16 protein-coding genes are annotated in these 17028 nt (G+C 57.6%); 10 read left to right on the plus strand and 6 right to left on the minus strand.

From position 1 onward, the window contains the following. Nucleotides 1–6 precede the first annotated feature (6 nt). On the plus strand, nucleotides 7–450 hold the full coding sequence (locus D9N14_RS20225; protein WP_290583188.1) for an acyl-CoA thioesterase: 444 nt from the start codon (nucleotides 7–9) through the stop codon (nucleotides 448–450). Nucleotides 451–452: 2 nt separating this feature from the next. Further along, the gene (locus D9N14_RS20230) at nucleotides 453–983 is read left to right on the plus strand and encodes an MgtC/SapB family protein (protein ID WP_290583190.1); all 531 of its coding nucleotides are present in this window, start codon (nucleotides 453–455) and stop codon (nucleotides 981–983) included. 20 nt (nucleotides 984–1003) lie between these two features. Here the strand turns inward: D9N14_RS20230 and D9N14_RS20235 are convergent, their stop codons facing one another. Further along, a complete protein-coding gene (locus tag D9N14_RS20235) occupies nucleotides 1004–3382 on the minus strand; it encodes an aldehyde dehydrogenase family protein (RefSeq protein ID WP_290583192.1) in 2379 nt (792 codons plus the stop codon). 275 nt (nucleotides 3383–3657) lie between these two features. On the opposite strand from D9N14_RS20235, the gene D9N14_RS20240 reads away from it, so the two are divergent. The 6 genes from D9N14_RS20240 (at nucleotide 3658) to D9N14_RS20265 (ending at nucleotide 10709) form a co-directional block, all read left to right on the plus strand. After that, on the plus strand, nucleotides 3658–5043 hold the full coding sequence (locus tag D9N14_RS20240) for a di-heme oxidoredictase family protein (protein WP_290583194.1): 1386 nt from the start codon (nucleotides 3658–3660) through the stop codon (nucleotides 5041–5043). Between the two features lie 122 nt (nucleotides 5044–5165). Continuing rightward, complete coding sequence (locus D9N14_RS20245) at nucleotides 5166–6485, plus strand: VWA domain-containing protein (protein WP_290583196.1); 1320 nt, start codon at nucleotides 5166–5168, stop codon at nucleotides 6483–6485. 60 nt (nucleotides 6486–6545) lie between these two features. After that, nucleotides 6546–7130, plus strand: a complete 585-nt coding sequence (locus D9N14_RS20250; protein WP_290583198.1) for a hypothetical protein — start codon at nucleotides 6546–6548, stop codon at nucleotides 7128–7130. A gap of 16 nt (nucleotides 7131–7146) precedes the next feature. Then, nucleotides 7147–7947 carry an SDR family NAD(P)-dependent oxidoreductase gene (locus D9N14_RS20255; RefSeq protein ID WP_290583200.1) on the plus strand — a complete coding sequence of 267 codons (801 nt, stop codon included), beginning with the start codon at nucleotides 7147–7149 and terminating at the stop codon, nucleotides 7945–7947. A 128-nt stretch (nucleotides 7948–8075) separates the two neighbouring features. Then, a complete protein-coding gene (locus D9N14_RS20260; protein ID WP_290583202.1) occupies nucleotides 8076–9593 on the plus strand; it encodes an adenylate/guanylate cyclase domain-containing protein in 1518 nt (505 codons plus the stop codon). A gap of 33 nt (nucleotides 9594–9626) precedes the next feature. Then, a complete protein-coding gene (locus tag D9N14_RS20265) occupies nucleotides 9627–10709 on the plus strand; it encodes a hypothetical protein (RefSeq protein WP_290583204.1) in 1083 nt (360 codons plus the stop codon). Between the two features lie 27 nt (nucleotides 10710–10736). On the opposite strand, the gene D9N14_RS20270 is transcribed toward D9N14_RS20265, so the two are convergent. The 3 genes from D9N14_RS20270 to D9N14_RS20280 are packed head-to-tail and all read right to left on the minus strand — an operon-like array spanning nucleotide 10737 to nucleotide 15069. Further along, nucleotides 10737–11969 (minus strand): efflux RND transporter periplasmic adaptor subunit, encoded by a 1233-nt coding sequence (locus D9N14_RS20270; protein ID WP_290583206.1) that lies wholly within the window; start codon nucleotides 11967–11969, stop codon nucleotides 10737–10739. A gap of 8 nt (nucleotides 11970–11977) precedes the next feature. Then, a complete protein-coding gene (locus tag D9N14_RS20275) occupies nucleotides 11978–14344 on the minus strand; it encodes an ABC transporter permease (RefSeq protein ID WP_290583208.1) in 2367 nt (788 codons plus the stop codon). A gap of 5 nt (nucleotides 14345–14349) precedes the next feature. Beyond that, nucleotides 14350–15069 (minus strand): ABC transporter ATP-binding protein, encoded by a 720-nt coding sequence (locus D9N14_RS20280; RefSeq protein WP_290583210.1) that lies wholly within the window; start codon nucleotides 15067–15069, stop codon nucleotides 14350–14352. Between the two features lie 322 nt (nucleotides 15070–15391). Here D9N14_RS20280 and D9N14_RS20285 point away from each other — a divergent pair, with 322 nt between their 5' ends. Together D9N14_RS20285 and D9N14_RS22725 are read left to right on the plus strand one after the other, a co-directional pair. After that, nucleotides 15392–15580, plus strand: coding sequence for a hypothetical protein (locus D9N14_RS20285; RefSeq protein ID WP_290583212.1), 189 nt, complete (start codon nucleotides 15392–15394; stop codon nucleotides 15578–15580). Next, nucleotides 15574–15723 carry a type II toxin-antitoxin system RelE/ParE family toxin gene (locus D9N14_RS22725; protein WP_411267963.1) on the plus strand — a complete coding sequence of 50 codons (150 nt, stop codon included), beginning with the start codon at nucleotides 15574–15576 and terminating at the stop codon, nucleotides 15721–15723. Before D9N14_RS20285 ends, D9N14_RS22725 begins: the two co-directional genes overlap by 7 nt. Before the next feature lie 91 nt (nucleotides 15724–15814). On the opposite strand, the gene D9N14_RS20290 is transcribed toward D9N14_RS22725, so the two are convergent. Further along, nucleotides 15815–16426 (minus strand): hypothetical protein, encoded by a 612-nt coding sequence (locus D9N14_RS20290; RefSeq protein ID WP_290583214.1) that lies wholly within the window; start codon nucleotides 16424–16426, stop codon nucleotides 15815–15817. Then, entirely contained in the window at nucleotides 16413–16775 is a 363-nt protein-coding gene (locus D9N14_RS20295; RefSeq protein ID WP_290583216.1) for an ArsR family transcriptional regulator, read from the minus strand. The genes D9N14_RS20290 and D9N14_RS20295 overlap by 14 nt, the downstream gene beginning before the upstream one ends. Nucleotides 16776–17028: the final 253 nt, after the last annotated feature.

A 17028-nucleotide genomic window follows, 5' to 3' on the forward strand; every position in this document is an offset into this window, starting at 1 on the left:
GAGGCCATGGCTCGCGAACACAAAACGGATATGACCGTTCTGGTCACCCCGGACATGAGTAATTTCGGCGGCAAGATGCACGGCGGCGAGCTGCTGAAACTGCTGGACAAGGTGGCCTACACCTGTGCCATGCGTTATTGCGGCACCTATGTGGTCACCCTGTCGGTGGACAAGGTGCTGTTCAAAGAGCCGGTGGCCATCGGTGAGTTGGTGTCGCTCAAGGCCGCGGTCAATTACACCGGGCGCACCTCCATGGAAGTGGGCATCCGGGTGGTGGCAGAGAACCTGGAAACCGGCTGTGTACGTCACACCAACTCCTGCTATTTCACCATGGTGGCGGTGGACAAGGACGGCAATCCCACCGCCGTTCCCGCCTACACCCCGACCACAGACGTTGAAAAACAACGCTGGGAAGAAGCCGTGCAACGGCGCAAGAACAGCCGGGGATGACCATGGACCTGAGCGAATTGATCTCCATCCAGCCCTACGACTGGCTGTCCATCGGTACCGCGTTGTTATGTGGTTTCATCATCGGGCTGGAGCGGCAGCTGCGTGGCAAACCGGTGGGTATCCGCACCTCCTCGCTGATCACCCTGGGCACTTACATTTTTATCGTGTCGGCGGTGTACGTCAGCAACGAATCCTCTGATCCCTCCCGCGTCATCGGCCAGGTGATCACCGGCATCGGCTTTCTGGGGGCGGGGGTTATGCTGGCCCGGGATGGCATGGTGATCGGTGTCACCTCCGCCGCCACCATCTGGGCACTGGCGGCCGTCGGGGTGTGCATTGCGGTGGCCAGTCATGGCACGGCCATCAAGTTATCGGTGATCGTGGTGTTTGTGCTGGTGGGTGTGGATCTGCTGGAGGATTACTCCCAGGCACTGACCCGGGGTGTACACGCCCGTTACCGTAACTGGCGGCAACGTAATGGAAACACGACTGGAATCGAACGTCGCGGTGGACAGGATCGGCGCCAGCCCTGATTCGAGCCGGCGCCGCTGGTTTACTGCTTGGGAATGGGCCAGGCCACGGACTTGGTTTCCAGATACTGATTGAAACCGGCCTCGCCGTTCTGGCGACCAATACCACTGAACTTGTAGCCACCGAACGGAATGTCCGCACCGTGGGCATAGGCGCCGTTCACCGACAACACACCGGCCCGAATCCGGCGCGCCACCGACAGCGCCCGCTCGATGTTGGTGGAGTTGACGCTGCCCACCAGACCGTACTTGCTTTCATTGGCGATGCGCACGGCATCGTCGTCGTCTTCAAACGGAATCAGCACCAGTACCGGCCCGAAGATTTCTTCCTGGGCGATGGTCATGCTGTTGTCCACGTGGGTGAACAAGGTGGGCTCGACATAATAGCCGGTCTGGAACGCTGCCGGGCGATTGCCACCCAGTGCCAGGGTCGCACCTTCGGCAATGCCAACGTCGATCAGGTTCAGTACCCGGTCGCGCTGTTTGGCGGACACCAGCGGCCCCATCATCACATCGGCGCGCTGAGGGTCACCGTAAGGCGCCATCTGCATGATGCCTTTCACCTTGGCGCAGATCTCTTCGTAGCGGGCCTTGGGCACCAACATGCGGGTGGGAATACCACAGCCCTGGCCGGCGTGGAAACACACCGCCAACGCCCCCATCAATGCGGAATCCATATTGGCGTCATCCAGCACAATGTTGGCCGACTTGCCGCCCAGCTCCAGGAACACCCGCTTCATGGTGGCCGCGCCTTTTTCCATAATGCGCTGACCCACGGCAGTGGAACCGGTGAAGGAAATCACATCCACGGCAGGGGACATGGTCAGCGCCTCACCGATCATGTGATCGGAAGAGGTCACGATGTTCAGCACACCAGGTGGAATGTCGGTTTTCTCGGCCACCATGCGACCGATGAAGGTGGCGCTCCAGGGGGTATCCGGCGCCGGTTTCAACACCATGGTGTTACCGGTGGCCAGGGCCTGGGCAATCTTGTTGATGGCCACTTCAAAGGGGAAGTTCCAGGGAATGATGGCACCCACCACACCCATGGCTTCTTTCCAGATGCGGCGTGCGTTGGGTTCGCCCTGACTGCCTTTGCCGTCCGGCAGTTCCACTTCCCACTCAAACCGATCCATCAGTTCAATGGGGTAATCCAGCGCTTCCGGGAAGCAGGCATCCAATTGCTGGCGCACGGTGGACATGCGCGGGCAGCCGGCTTCCTGAATCAACTGCTCGCGCAGCTCTTCGCGCTCGGACTGGATAGCGTCGCGCAGCTGGATCAGGCATTGCTTGCGGAATTCACGGTTGGTGGACCAATCGGTTTCATCAAAGGCGCAGCGGGCGGCGGCGATGGCCCGTTGCATATCCGCACGGGTGGCATCGGCACACACACCGATCACTTCTTCGGTGGCCGGATTGATGTTGTTGAACGTGGCGCCGTTCTCCGCTGCCACCAACTCACCGTTAATCAGCATGCGGGTTTCCGGGTTGATCTCCGGCAATTTGGGTTTGTCTTCCTCGGTGGTGGCGGCACGCTGCAGCTGGGGCGCCGCACCGGAACCACCGGCAGCACCACCGCCCACGCCACGCAGGAAGTTCACAATCATCTTGGCACTGGGGAACACATCCGACACGGCGGAACTGGTGAAGCCCACGTCAGTGATCAGGGTGATTCCGCTCACCACCGCGGCCGCATCGCTGCACAGGTACACCAGCGGTCCGGCCTGCTCGGCGGGGGTGGACACTTCCACACCGGCTTCAGCGCGGTAGTCCTTACCAAAGGTCAGCCAGGAATCGGCGTTGTCACGGGCCAGGGGGGTGTCGGTGGGGCCCGGCAGGATGGCGTTGATGCGCACGCCTTTTTTCAGGAACGGCATGGCCATGCGCGCCACATAAGCACACACGGCCTGCTTGGTGAACATGTAATTGCATTTACCGTTGTCCACCGCCCATTGGGTGGCTTTGTCGAAATCGTCAATGGCGAGGAAGCCGATCAATTCCGGCAGGTTGGGCTCCCAACCCATGCCGGCAGCGGAAGAGATCATGCCGATGGCAGCGCCGTCGTTGAACATGTCGGCGGCAAACAGCTGGTCGATCATGTAACGGTGGCCGATAAAGTTGATGCGTTCGATGCCAGGTGTGCCGTCAGCCACACCCGCGCAACTGAAGAGGGCGTCAATCTTGCCGCCGCATTCCACCAACGCCTGGTCAATGGATTGCTTCTCCGACAGGTCGACGAACAGTGTGCGCACGCCCTGCAGTTTGATTTCACCGCGGTCCATGACCACCACTTCTGCACCCGCATCACGCACCAGCTCTGCTGCGGCTGCACCCATTCCAGTTGCCCCGCCTACGACCAGGACTCGCTTGTTGCGGTAGCTAAACTTGTCGAACAACGACATTGGACACTCTCCTATCACGCTTTATCATTGTTTTTCTCAAATATACACCATTGTTGATTATAAAGGAATTTGCATATATTGAATAAAGGGTGACGAACCGCACAGAGTTTTGACTGTGCAGGAGCCCGTTCAACGATGGCTATTTCCACAAAAAATATAGGGTGAGGCTACCCAGCCAACGTGACCAATGATACATTTATGGTTTATTGTCTCAGTGTGGAAGTGGAGAATCGGTGCAAACAACGGCTGTGTTAGTGAGCTGGAAGACGAGGGGCGTGCGACACCTGCTGCTGGCCGCGCTGTTGATGATGGGCCCGGTGCCTGGGAGTTGGGGTTTTGGCATCCAGTCCGGCGGCCAGTCCAGCATCGATCGCGCCGACCAGAACGCGTTCTCCCTGGCCTCCCCGGCGCTCTCCCTGCAACAGCGCCACGACTTCTATTCCGGCAGCGACCTGTTCCGCAGCCCCTGGGTGATCGCCCCCGCCAGTAACCGCTCGCGGGATGGCCTGGGGCCCCTGTCCAATGCCAACGGCTGCCGCGACTGCCATACCCTGGATGGCCGCGGCCACCTTCCCACTCACCCGGACGACAATAATGTGTCCCTGCTGTTGCGGGTCAGCCTGCGCCCGGAAACCGACGTCCAATGGCAACAGGTGCGGGAGCAGGGCGTGATTCCCCATCCCCAATACGGCGCGCAGATTCAGGATTTTGCCAACCCCGGGCTGGTGCCGGAGGCTCACTACCGCCTGCGTTATGAGACCACCCACGTCACCCTGGCCGATGGCGAGGTGGTGACCCTGAGCCGGCCGCTGCCGGAGTGGGTGGAAACGGCCTATGGCGAGCCCGCGGCCAATGTGAACTGGTCGTTGCGCCTGGCGCCGGCCATCGTCGGCCTGGGCCTGTTGGATATCCTGGACGATGAACAGATCGCCGCCTTCGCTGACCCGGACGACCGCGACGGGGACGGCATTTCCGGCCGGCCCAATCGGGTGCGACAGGCCGGCAGCGATGGACTGGTGAACGGGCGTTACGGTTGGAAGGCGGAACAGCCGAGCCTGCGCCAGCAGAACGCGGCGGCCTTCCTCGGCGACCTGGGCATCACCAGCCCCCTGTTCCCGGAGGAAAACTGCACCCCGGCGGCCACCCAGTGCCGCCAGGCCCCCACCGGTGGCAGCCCGGAATTAAGTGACACGCAGCTGAATCAAATCACCTTTTACACGGCCAATCTGGCGGTTCCCCAACGGCGCAATGTGCGCGATCCCCAGGTCAAACAGGGGGAAGCCCTGTTCACTGAAGCCGGTTGCGCCGGCTGTCACCGGGTGGCGTTCGTGACGCCGAAGGTGGTGCGGCAACCGCAGCTGTCCGGCCAGACCATCCACCCTTATACCGACCTGCTGCTGCACGACATGGGTGAGGGCCTGGCGGATCATCGGCCGGTGTTTTCCGCCTCTGGAAGCGAATGGCGCACACCCCCCCTGTGGGGCATCGGACTCACCGCCACTGTGACCGGGCAGGAGCATTACCTGCACGATGGCCGCGCCCGCAACCTGCTGGAAGCGATCCTGTGGCACGATGGCGAGGCACGGGCCAGCAAAGCCTTCGTGGTGAGCGCCAGTCGCGAACAGCGGGCGGCCCTGGTGGCATTTCTGCAATCCCTGTGACGGTGGTGGTAGAGCCTTTACTTAACTGCCTTTACCTGAGTCACCGCGAGTGCTAAGTTGCTGGTCACACCATGATTGTGAACTGACGCGCGCGTGCTGAGAAACAGGGGGATTGTTCTGGCATGAAACGGATTGCCCGGCTCAGTGCTGACCGGTTTAAGGCAGACGACGCCTTGGTGGGGCACAGCGAACTCACCCGGATTCTGCAACACCACCTGCCACACACCACCGCCGCCATGTTTGCCCATCCCAAACCCCGGGACGGCAACATCGTTGAATGGTATTCCGACCTGGATGGCCAGCCGGTTCCGTTTGCGGAGCTGGGCAAAGCCGAAGCGGAGGCATTGCTCCGGCTGCTGAACGAACGCCTGCATTCCATACAACAACTGGCGCAGACCCTGAAAAGCCGCGGTGCAGAAGGCGAACATCAGGCCGCATTACTACAGCAGGCCGCGCGCTACCCCGACGACAGCACACTCTTCTCCCTGAACGGCCAACCCGTCATCACCTTTTGGGGCTACGGCATCCGACCGGCACCTCCGCCGCCACCCCCGGCTCCGAAACCCGCGCCGGCAATCACGGCAACGCCCGCACCGGCTGCCGCAGCGGTGGCGCCGGAGAGGAAAGGCAAACGCTGGCTGCTGTTACTGTTGCTGCTGTTGTTATTGGCCTTGCTGTTGGGCCTGTACTGGTCCTGTGAGCTCAGGGAGAACCACAATGCGCCAGCCCCCAGTGCCGAGCTGATCCTAGGGGCGAAAAACCTGTGCCCGGGTGAACGCCCCGCGGAGCGGGCGCCCGAGCTGGTGTTGGTGTTCGACGCCTCCGGCTCCATGGAATACAGCCTGGAGGCCACCAAGCAGGAAATCACCAGGGCGCAACGGGTCTTCAGATCACAGCGCCGCAACACGCCACCGGAAGCCTGGGTGCGGGCAACGCGTCCACCCCAGCGCATCACCTCCGCCAAGCAATCCGCCATCGAAGCAATCAAGAAAATTCCTGAAGACGTCAATGTTGGTCTGGTGCTGGTCCAGCAATGCCCCGCCGGCACGGTACTGCGCAAGCCCCAGGCGGGCGGTCGCGAACAGCTGCTCCATCAGATTCAGGCGATCCAGGCACAGGGTGGTACGCCGCTGGCCCACGCGGTGGCCCAGGCCGGCAAACTGGTGGATGGTGTGAACCGGGAGGCGGTCATTCTGGTGGTGTCTGACGGCGCAGAAAGTTGCCACGGCAACCCCTGTAAAGTGGCCGCCCACCTGGCAGAAACCAAACCCTATCTGAAGATCAACGTGGTGGACATCCTCGGCACCGGGGCCGGCAATTGTCTGGCCGCCCAAACCGGTGGCAAAGTGTTTACCGCCAACAATGTGGACGAACTCACCCAGACCATGGGCCAGGCGGTCCAGGATATTCTGGGGGCCGACAATTGCACCCGGGATGAGTAAATGGATTTCGTTGTCTATAGTGACATAACCGCATCATTCAATCACAAGGCAAACCCGACCATGACTAAGCGCTATTCCCTTATGCTTTTCCTGATGTTGATGACCAGCAGTGGCATCAGCCAGGCACAATGCTTTCAACCCTCACCCAATTTGCTGGCCATGGGAGACCGCTACTATCATCAACTGCAGCCACACCAGTGGAGCAGCAAAGACGAAAAAATCAAAGACGCGTTGCTGGATGCCGCTGAGGACGACTGGAAAGGCGATTATTCAGAATCCGAATGCTTCGGTTCAGACAAGAACCCACGGGAAGTACAACGTACTGCCAGCGTAAAAGCCGACATTACAAATGTCATGAAAGGCACGCTCAAACTCTCAGCCTGGAAGAAATTTGCCGCCGAAGGCAAAACCGAATCGGATGTGGTGCAACTGTTTGATGAGCGCCATGTGTTTTCCGGCGACGTTTCAAAAACCAATCTGCGCACCGCTGAGGTTCACGCCGCCAGACTGGCCGGTGGCGGCCGTCGTATGGATGAAATCCTCTCCACCCTCGAGATCAACGGTGATCGCCTCACGCTCACCCGCAAGATTTATTACAATGGTTACCTGGGCCGAGTAGAGCGTTATAGTCTGCAGCGGGATTAACAGCAGAAAGGCATTCATGGATCTACAACTCACCCACAAAACCGCCCTGGTGAGCGGCGCCAACCGGGGCACCGGCAAAGTGATCGCCACCACGCTGGCGGCAGAAGGCGCGACCGTGGCCCTGCATGCGTTTAGCGAAGAGGACGCGGATGAGGCCATGGCGGCACTGGCCGACACAGCATTGAACATTGTTCCCGTGGTGGGGGACATTCTCACTGACGAAGGCGCCCGACAGGTGATGGAACAGCTGGCACAGCATGGCTTGAGCGTCGACATTCTGGTGAACAATTACGGTTCCGCAATGGCGGGGCGGTGGGATTCCCTCACCACCGAGCAATGGATTGAAGCCAGCAACGTCAACCTGCTCAGTGCCGTGCGCCTGATCCAGCATTGCACTCCCCAGATGAAAGCAAAGCAGTGGGGGCGCATCATCAACCTGAGCACCATGGGGGATCATCAGCCCAATGCCATCATGCCCCATTACTACAGTGCCAAAGCCGCGCTCTCCAATGCCTCGGTGAGCCTGGCCAAGGAACTGAGCAATACCGGTATTACCGTGAACACCGTTTCACCGGGCCTGATTCACACCCGGGAAGTGGAGCGCGCCTATCAAATACGGGCCCAAAAGAAAGGCTGGCCCACGGAATGGGCTTCGCTGCAGGAGCACATTGTGCAGCAGGACTTTCCCAATCCCTGCGGCCGCCTGGCCACGCGGCAGGAGGTGGCGGATCTGGTGGTGTTCCTGGCCAGCCCCCGCGCCGGATTCATCAACGGCCAGAATATCCGGGTGGATGGCGGCGCCGTTCGGTACGTCTAACAACCACTACCTTTATCGCCTTTTTGTTAACTGGTTAAAATTTTACCAGCCAGGCCACAAGGTAAAGCGGCGCATTCGGGGCTATATTTGCATTAAGACTTTGATTTTTGACAAGCTCAGTGCAGGGTATGGCCAGCCTCCCCAAACCTCAATTCAACGTATCCATCGCCGTGAAATATGCGGTGAGCATCACCTTGCTGATTGTGATGGGCATGGGTATTGTGGCGTTGGTCACCTTTCGCGATCAATCCGAGGTGCATGAAAAACTGCAACTGGAATTCGGTCGCATCATCTCACAACAAATTGCCAGCAGCGCCGTTGAACCCTTCTTCACTGAGGACGAATTCAAACTCGGCGTATTACTCAATAACCTCAGCAGCAACAGCCGGGTGGCCGGTGTGGTGATCCTCAATCACGATTTTCACGTTGTGGCTCAAACCGGGTTGGCCATTCCGCAGGCCGCCATCGTTGAATCAATCAAGACCAACAAACATATTGAACCCTTTGCCGATCAGGATCACCACCCCCACCAGAACATTGTGATCTACGTCAGCCCCATCGTATTCAAAGGCGTGACCGGTGGCTATGCGGCGTTGGCGGTCAATAATCAGAATGTGGCTACGTTACTGTCCAAATCCCTTAAGACGTTTATCACCGTCAGCGTAATCCTGTGCATCAGCGTCAGCCTGATGGGAATCGCCATGGCCCAGAAGTTTTCGCAACCCATTACCTCCCTGGCGGCGGCAACGCGGGATTTGCAGCAAGGCAAGCTCAAGCACATTCCCGAACGGCGCACAGACGAACTGGGCATGCTGATCGACGCCATCAACAACATGAGCCACGGTTTGATCCAGAAAGACCAGGTGGAAGTCATGCTCAACAAACTGGTGGACCGGGACATTGCCGAGAAGGTTCTGGGGGGTATTCAAGAGGTGGAAGTCGGTGGCGAGCATGTGGAAGCCACGGTGCTGTTCGCCGACATCGTGGGGTTTACCAATATCTCCGAAACCCTGTCACCCCAGGAAGTGAGCAACCTGCTCAACGAATACTATGGTTACTTTGATCAGTGCGCCAAATTCTACTTTGGTACCGTGGACAAATTCATCGGCGATGCGGTGATGTTGGTATTTGGTGCCCCCAAGGCGGACAAGGATCACCAGTTCCATGCACTGGCCTGCGCCGTGCTGATGAACCGACTGGTGCGCCGCCTGAACAAGGTGCGCAAGGAAAAGGGCCTGTTCGAGGTGAACCTGCGCATCGGCATCAACTCCGGCAGCATGTTGGCGGGGCTCATCGGTGGTGCCAACCGGATGCAATACACCGTGGTGGGTGATGCGGTAAACCTGGCCTCCCGTCTGTGCAGCGAGGCCGGTTCCTCGCAAATCATTATCGAAGAGTCCATGTACAACAACATCACGCAGACTCACACCATCCGCGCCGAATCGCGCAAACATATCAAAGTGCGCGGCAAGAGCGAACCAGTGGCCATCTATCACGTGCACGATATCGAGCAACCCAATACGCAGATCGTCGACAACCTCATCGACGACATCATCAGCCAGCCCTATAAACGCAGTCAGCCGAACCCGATCACCCTGGACACCACCCTCATGGGCGAGCCCCCCGCCCATGGCAAAGTCCATTGAAGGTTTCTGACCAACAAACAGGCCAATGCCACCATGCCAACCACGATTGAACTGGCAACACTGACAAGGATTCTGACCCTGGCCTATTGTTTGGGGCTCACCGCCTGTGCCTCATTATCCATCCCCAAACAGCCGTCCACGGACTACATCGCCGAGCTGTTGCAACAGCATCAGTTCGACTCTGCCCTGCAGGCCATCGACCAATGGCAGGCCAACGATCCAGCCAATCTGGATCTGCCCCAGCAACGTAAACACATCACCCAGGCCATCAGCCAATTTGAAAGCGATGCGCTGCACAAGGTGCAACAACTGGAAGCCAGTGGTCAGTGGCAAGACGCAAAGCAGGAATATGAGCTGGCCCTCGATACCTTGCCCGCCAGTCAGTCCCTGCAGAATGCCTACAGCGAGTTCAGCGTAAGGTGGGTCAAGTACGTCAATGGGCTCAAGGAGGATCTGGATGTGGCCCAAGCCAAACACTGGTTGAATATCAGTGGAGAGATCAAAGCGCTGTACCACGCCGCTCCCAATGACCAGGATGCCCGGCGCTGGCAACTAAGCAGCGATTCTGAGCGGGAAAAGCTCGCTCAACGCCTGATCGACTATGGCCTGGCACACGAAGACAACCAACACTTTGGCACCGCGGCCCTGCGCTACGACCTGGCCTATCGACTGGCACCCGGTGAGCTTACCAAACCCTATCACGACCGCGCCGCCAACACCTTAGCCCAACGCAAAGCCAAGCAGAAAAAAATCGCCAAGCAGGATCAACAGCGTCAACAATCCAAACTGAGTGAACTTCTCGCCGAGTTTGACCAGTACCTGGCGGAAGCCGAATTCCAACTGGCCAAGCAAACCCTCAGCGCCATGGAAGTGATTGATGCGAACGCACCGGAGGTCTCCGCACGCAAAGCGCAATGGCAACAACAGCGCAACATCGCGCTGGAGCAGGCCATTCTGGAGGGCAAGAAATTCTATACCCAGGGTGAGTTTGAAAGTGCCATCAGCGTTTGGACCGGCGCCCTGCAGCTGGACCCGGAGAACAAAGAACTGAAGGAAAACATTCAGCGGGCAGAAAAGTTTCGCGAGAATCTGAAGCGCTTGAAGCAGGGGTCATAGGCAGGGGTCATAGGCACGGCTCTGGCCCTACCGGGCCTTCACCCTCACTCCCTCCTCAATCCTGTCGTCCGGATGGGTGATCACCGCTTCCCCCGCGGCCAGCCCCTCCAGGATTTGCGCCGACAGGCCATTGCGCTGGCCCACTTTTACCAGACGCCGTTCGGCTTTGTTATTGTTGACCACAAAGAGCGCCCACTGGTCACCGGAGCGGAACAAGGCGCTGAGGGGAATTTGCAGCACGTCGGGCTGTTGCCACAGGATGAAACGTGATTCCACCCGGTAACCGTCCCCCAGGTTTTGCCAGCGCTCAGGGTCAGAGGTGATGCCGGAAATCACCAGCACCCGCTGTTCCTCAACCCCCAGCGCCGACACCTTGGTGAATCCCACCGGCTCCACCCGCAGCACCTGGCCCTCCAGAGGCAACTCACCACCCCAGCGTTCATACAATACCTTCATGCCCGGTTTGATCTTCACCGCGTCGGCGGAGAGCACGTCCGTGGCGATTTCCAGGGAACGGGTGTCACCGATCTCCAGCAACGGCGTGCCCGGTGCCACCACCCCTTCGCATTCCTGTTGCAGCTTGAGAACCCGGCCGTCTATGGGCGCGCGCACGGGAATGATATCGGCACTATTGGAAGATTGATCCCCTGTGTATTGCAACGCGGTTTGCGCGGCGGCCAGTTCGTACTTGGCCACATCCACAGCAAACACCGCAGAACGCAGCGCCGCAACACTGCTGCGCTTCACTGCCTCCGCCTGATCCAGTTGACCAATGGACACATGGCCCTTCTCCGCCAGGGGCTGCAGTCGCTGCACTTCTTTAGTGGCCAGGTCGGCATCAGCCTGCGCCGCACCCACATTCTGCTGCGCCGCGTTCAGGGCGGCTTTAGCTGCGGCCACTTTCGCCTGTGCCTGCGCATGGGCGCGGGGGTCCAGTGCCTGGGACGGCAGCGGATTGATGTTGACCAGCACCTGATGCTTGGTAACGGTGTCGCCCACGTTCAGATCCATACGGCAGGTGGTGCCGGCCACCTGTGCCGTGATGACGTAGCGGTCTATGACACGGGTTTTACCTTCCTCCTCAATGGTGACCTGCAGAGGCGCCCGCGTGGCGGTGGCGATGTCCACCTGCCGTGGCTGCGGCCTGAAGCCGTAACCCAACGCCACCACCATCAGCACCAACACCACAATCCAGGTGAAATGCCTTTTCCATTGCACTGACTTTTTCGCGTTCGCGGGCGTGTTCGAGGTCATGTTCATGGCCATCATTATTCCTTCGTCTTCAAGACTTCAATCAGATCCAGTTTGTCCAGCCGTTGCCGAACCAGCAGGCCCGAGGCCCCGGCCGCCAGTAACACGCAGAGCGCAGCAAAAGCGTACGTGGAAGGCTCAACGATCAGGGGCACACGATACATGTCATTATTCACCGTCCAGGCGATATAACCACACAAGCCACGGCCGAACGCGAGCCCGACGGGCAGGGCCACCAGGGTCAACAACGCCAGCTCACCCAGCAGGATATAAGAGATCTCACCCCGGGTGTAACCCAGCACCCGCAGACTGGCCAATTCGCGACTGCGCTCAGTCAGGATAATCCGCGCGCTGTTATACACCACGCCCACCGCAATGATGACGGCAAAAATGGTCGCCACCGACGTCCAGAACAGCATGGTCTGGTCCATGGTGCGGTGAAAGTTTTTGATCTCCTGTTTGCGGATAAGGGAGCCGGCAATGGCGGGGCGCTCTTTGATCTTCTGGTAAATTTCATTTGCGTAATCGTCATCGATGTAGAGGCTGGCCCCCGAGATCAATTCGCCTTCCTGCATCAGACGATTGAGTGCGCCCAGGCTCATATAGGCCGTCATGCCAAAATCCTGCTGGATTAAACCCACCACCGGCAACGACGCCTTGCGCATACGTCCGTCCAGGGTTTCCACCTCCACCTTGTCGCCGGCTTTCACCTGGAGGATATGATTCGCCAGATACTCATTGAGGAGGATGCCCTGCGCCGGAGGTTCAACCACCCGCAGATCGTTATCCACCAGGCGGCGAATGGTGGAGCCGGGCTCCATGGCCCAGATCATGGTGCGGTAGTGACGGTGTTCGAAGCGCAGCCGCACCGGTACCATGCGGAATGGTTCACCGGATTCCACCCCCGGCAGGCTCACCAGCTCGGTAAGGGCACGCCGTGACTTGGGTTCGTTGAACACCACCGTAAGATCATCCCGTTGTGACAAGTCATAGCGTATGTGCATCATGTAATAGACGCTGTCCTGCTGAAACTGCCCCGTCATCATAATGCCGATGGCCAGCGCAATGCCCAGTATCGACAACAGGGATTTCACCGGCTTATGACCGAGGTTACGCAGAATCATACGGGTTGGCGTTGACAGCAAGCGCTGCAGTCCGAGCGTCTCCACCAGCGATGCACGATACACCGCCGGGGCTTCCGGGCGCATGGCTTCGGCGGGTTTCAGGCGCACTGCAGCCCGCACCGCCGCCAGCGTGCCCAACAGGCCCGCCACGATGGAAATCAGGGATACCTGGATGACCCGCAGCGGCTCCAGGGTGAAATCCAGAAACGGCAGGCGGAAATATTCCACGTAGATTTCACTCAACATATGGCCGAGGGTGGCGCCTACCGGCACGCCAATGGCGATGCCCCCGAGCACGATCAACATGATCAGCTGCAGATAGTGCCCGGCAATGCTCAGGTTTGAATAGCCGAAGGCTTTCAGGGCCGCCACCTGTTCGCGCTGGGTGCCCACCAAACGGGTCACCACCACATTCAAAAGAAACGCCGCCACCCCCAGAAAAATCATCGGAAAAATGCCGGACAGGCTTTCCAGTTGGGCCAGTTCCTGTTCCAGAATGTAGTTCGAGGACTGATCCTTGCGCGCAATCGCACCGACACCACCATAGGGTTTGAACATGGCTTCGATCTGATCCATCACCGCTTGCTCGTCGGCATCGCGGGTCAGCGTCAACACCACATTGTTGAACGCACCATTCATGTCATACGCCCGGGACAGGGGCGTGCGGCCCATCCACAGGATGGCGTAGCGTTCATAGTCGGGAAACGCCCCACCGGGCGGCACCTGGTGCACGTATTCCGGTGAGCCGCCGCTGCCGACAATGCGCAGTTGCTCGCGCTTGCCGTTGATGATGACGTGCAACGAATCACCGGGATTCAATTGATGGGCTTCGGCAAACGCCTCACTGATCACCACTTCGTTGTTGCGGCCGGGTTCAATCAAGCGGCCCGCACGCAGGTACAGCCGGTTGAGTTTGGGCTCGCCGCTGTCAGGTATGGACGTGATGGTGCCGATGATCGGTTCATGAAACCCCTCCATGTCCACCATCACCGGCGCCACCACCCGCGTATCCACCTTGCTCACCCCATTGATCCCGGCCAGCCGTTGGGCGACCGCTTCGGGGGCGCGCTTGATGGGCACAAAAATCTCTGCGAACCGGTGTTCACTGTAATAGCGATCCCGGCTTTGCAACAGGGAATCCAGGGTGCTCATGAACATGATGAAACAGGCAACGCCGCTGGCCATGACCGCCATGATCGCCAGGGACTGCCCCCGCAGGTGCCACAGGTCTCGCCACAGTTTACGATCCAGGGCTCTCATGGCGGCTACCAGCTGAGCTCAGCGGGTGATTTCTTGTGAGTGTTTTCCGTCACGTTGGCGATCCTGCCGTCACTCAGGCTGAACACGCGATCGGCCATGTCGGCAATGGCCACATTGTGGGTGATCACCACGGTGGTGGTGCCCAGCTCCCGATTCACCTTGGCCAGCGCCTCCAGCACCACAATGCCCGTTTTGATGTCCAATGCCCCGGTGGGCTCGTCGCACAACAACACATTGGGGCGCTTGGCGATGGCACGGGCAATGGCCACCCGCTGCTGTTCGCCACCGGATAACTGGGCCGGAAAGTGATCCATGCGCTCACCCAACTGCACCAGCTGCAATGCCTCTTCCGGCGGTAACGGATGCGCCGATATCTCGGTCACCAACGCCACGTTTTCCCGCGCCGTCAGACTGGGAATCAGATTATAAAATTGAAAGACAAACCCCACATGCTCACGTCGATAGCGGGTCAGTACGGATTCGTTAAAGGTACTGAGATCCTGATCGCCATAGCGCACGGTGCCGCTGGTGGGCACATCCAGCCCCCCCAGAATGTTCAGCAACGTCGACTTGCCACTGCCCGATGGCCCCAGCATGACCACAAACTCACCCTGATACAGCTCCAGATCCACACCGCGCAAGGCGTGCACCTGAACCTCACCCATTTGGTAGGTTTTGGTGATGTTGATGGTCTGAAATACGATTGTTGGGGAAGAGTGTGTCATGGTGTCTACTTTGCTTCGCGTGCGGTTGCAGTGACAATCGCTGCTATTGGATTTCTCTCATGTTTAGTAAAGGTACTAATTTATGGCCCTGTTAAAAAGCAGGAACTTGATGGATACCGGATACAGATCAAAGGAATGAGCAAACCAAATCGACAAGATGGTTGATCGAATCACAGGTGGACACTAAACTATTAAGGTTGAGTTACTGGACATCAAACGAGCATCAACTCTGTGTTTATTGCTTTAACTAGCGAGCAGCACGCTTCATAATTGATAGTCTTGCAACCACTTAAAACCCTTATCACTGACGCGGAGGCCTTTTATGCAACCGCTACAATCCGCCAAACAGGAAGCCATCGAAGCCATTCAGAAACTACCTGATAACGTAGACCTGGATGAAATCGTATACCGCCTTTATGTGATTAATAAAATCCAGCAGGGAATGCAGGATGTGGAAGCGGGCCGCGCTATTTCCCACGAAGAACTCACCCGTGAGATTGAGCAATGGTAGTATGGACGCCCCGCGCCCGAAATGATTTAAAAGCCATTCACGATTACATTGCGCAGGATGCGCCCATCAATGCCCAAAAAGTAACAAGGGATATTCTTTCTAAAGCCGCCGCCCTAACAGACTTACCGCCACTCGCCAGCTAAGTGGTTCGTGAAGTCAACGACGAAAGCCTACGCGAAATCAGCATTCATTCCTGGCGCATCATTTACCATCTACGAGACCTTGGATGAGGTTTCACAGTCTACGGATCAGCAATTCGGTAAGCACCGATTCCAATTCCATCATGGTACTAAGCCGATTTTTACTTGCTTGTTCGCACAATTTCTCCAAAAGTGAGTAATCATCCGGACTCCCTTCCACCTCACAAAACTGCCGAAACATTTTTGGCTTCAATTTGTGTTTTAAAATAATCGCTGCCGCTTGGATCAATGACTGCTTATCACTCCAATGGATATAGGCAGCGATACGATCCTTCACCACGTCCTCAACCTTTAGAATTGGAATACTTCGATTAGCAATGGTTAGTTTGGTAGTACTCTTTATCAACTCATCGCCCACGGACAGAGGTGGTGACGGAAACTCTACGCTGATGTCGGTACTCTCGTTAACGTACACCCGGCCTTTTTTATGGAAACCTAATTCCAACATGGCTGCGTGGATTTTTGCCGGGGCTTGGTAGTTGATATTCACCATATCAATGTCTTTGGTGAGGTAGAGGTTCTCGGTATAAATTTCAACGGCTAAGCCACCCACCAACACAACCTCAATTCCGTGACTATGTAGGTGCTCAGCCACAAGGGTAGCCAACTCAACAATGGATGTCGTGCTGAAATCAGTCATTGCCACGGGCTTTCACCAACTCCAATGCCTTTCCGGCTTTCCTGGGGCGTGTTCTCTGAATCAACAACTGATTCTTAATGCTCGCTGGATACGCTTCCAACGCAGACTTCAGTAGTTGCTTGAGCGGTTCCATGAAGGGATAACGTGGGTTAAGTTCATAGTTGCGTACAGAGCCAACAGTCTGGCACACAACAACACCATCGGATTCAAGACGCGCCAGCTGCTTCTGTATGGGGTTTGTCGGCACGGCGTAGAACTCCGCAATACCCTTACCGTACCCTTTGCCCCTAACCAACAGATATATCAGTATTTTTTCCTGAGACTCAGCCCTGAGAATACCTTTTAGAACAAACATGATTGCACCGACAGCATAACCAACTATTGGTAATCTTATACCAACTATTGGTATCCGCAAACCAATACATTGGTCTTAGCCGCTATCGCCCAGCGCGATCCCTCTCCTATACTGTAAAGAAATCACCCTATATTACTCACTACAATTAGCCATTGGCTTACAGGATATACTCCGTACCTGAAGCCAATTCACTAGCTCATGAGCAAACACCATGGCCATATTCTTTCCGGCGCTGCCCACAGCCCGTAAAAAA

It is taken from the genome of Ketobacter sp., from assembly GCF_003671495.1.
In the GTDB taxonomy this organism is placed as follows: Bacteria; Pseudomonadota; Gammaproteobacteria; order Pseudomonadales; family Ketobacteraceae; genus Ketobacter.

Bases quoted from the DNA above. Each gene is read 5' to 3' on its own strand.
- D9N14_RS20225 (WP_290583188.1), top strand. From the start codon at position 7: ATGGCTCGCGAACACAAAACGGATATGACCGTTCTGGTCACCCCGGAC.
- D9N14_RS20230 (WP_290583190.1), top strand. From the start codon at position 453: ATGGACCTGAGCGAATTGATCTCCATCCAGCCCTACGACTGGCTGTCC.
- D9N14_RS20235 (WP_290583192.1), bottom strand. From the start codon at position 3,382: ATGTCGTTGTTCGACAAGTTTAGCTACCGCAACAAGCGAGTCCTGGTC.
- D9N14_RS20245 (WP_290583196.1), top strand. From the start codon at position 5,166: ATGAAACGGATTGCCCGGCTCAGTGCTGACCGGTTTAAGGCAGACGAC.
- D9N14_RS20250 (WP_290583198.1), top strand. From the start codon at position 6,546: ATGACTAAGCGCTATTCCCTTATGCTTTTCCTGATGTTGATGACCAGC.
- D9N14_RS20255 (WP_290583200.1), top strand. From the start codon at position 7,147: ATGGATCTACAACTCACCCACAAAACCGCCCTGGTGAGCGGCGCCAAC.
- D9N14_RS20260 (WP_290583202.1), top strand. From the start codon at position 8,076: ATGGCCAGCCTCCCCAAACCTCAATTCAACGTATCCATCGCCGTGAAA.
- D9N14_RS20265 (WP_290583204.1), top strand. From the start codon at position 9,627: ATGCCAACCACGATTGAACTGGCAACACTGACAAGGATTCTGACCCTG.
- D9N14_RS20270 (WP_290583206.1), bottom strand. From the start codon at position 11,969: ATGAACATGACCTCGAACACGCCCGCGAACGCGAAAAAGTCAGTGCAA.
- D9N14_RS20275 (WP_290583208.1), bottom strand. From the start codon at position 14,344: ATGAGAGCCCTGGATCGTAAACTGTGGCGAGACCTGTGGCACCTGCGG.
- D9N14_RS20280 (WP_290583210.1), bottom strand. From the start codon at position 15,069: ATGACACACTCTTCCCCAACAATCGTATTTCAGACCATCAACATCACC.
- D9N14_RS20285 (WP_290583212.1), top strand. From the start codon at position 15,392: ATGCAACCGCTACAATCCGCCAAACAGGAAGCCATCGAAGCCATTCAG.
- D9N14_RS22725 (WP_411267963.1), top strand. From the start codon at position 15,574: ATGGTAGTATGGACGCCCCGCGCCCGAAATGATTTAAAAGCCATTCAC.
- D9N14_RS20295 (WP_290583216.1), bottom strand. From the start codon at position 16,775: ATGTTTGTTCTAAAAGGTATTCTCAGGGCTGAGTCTCAGGAAAAAATA.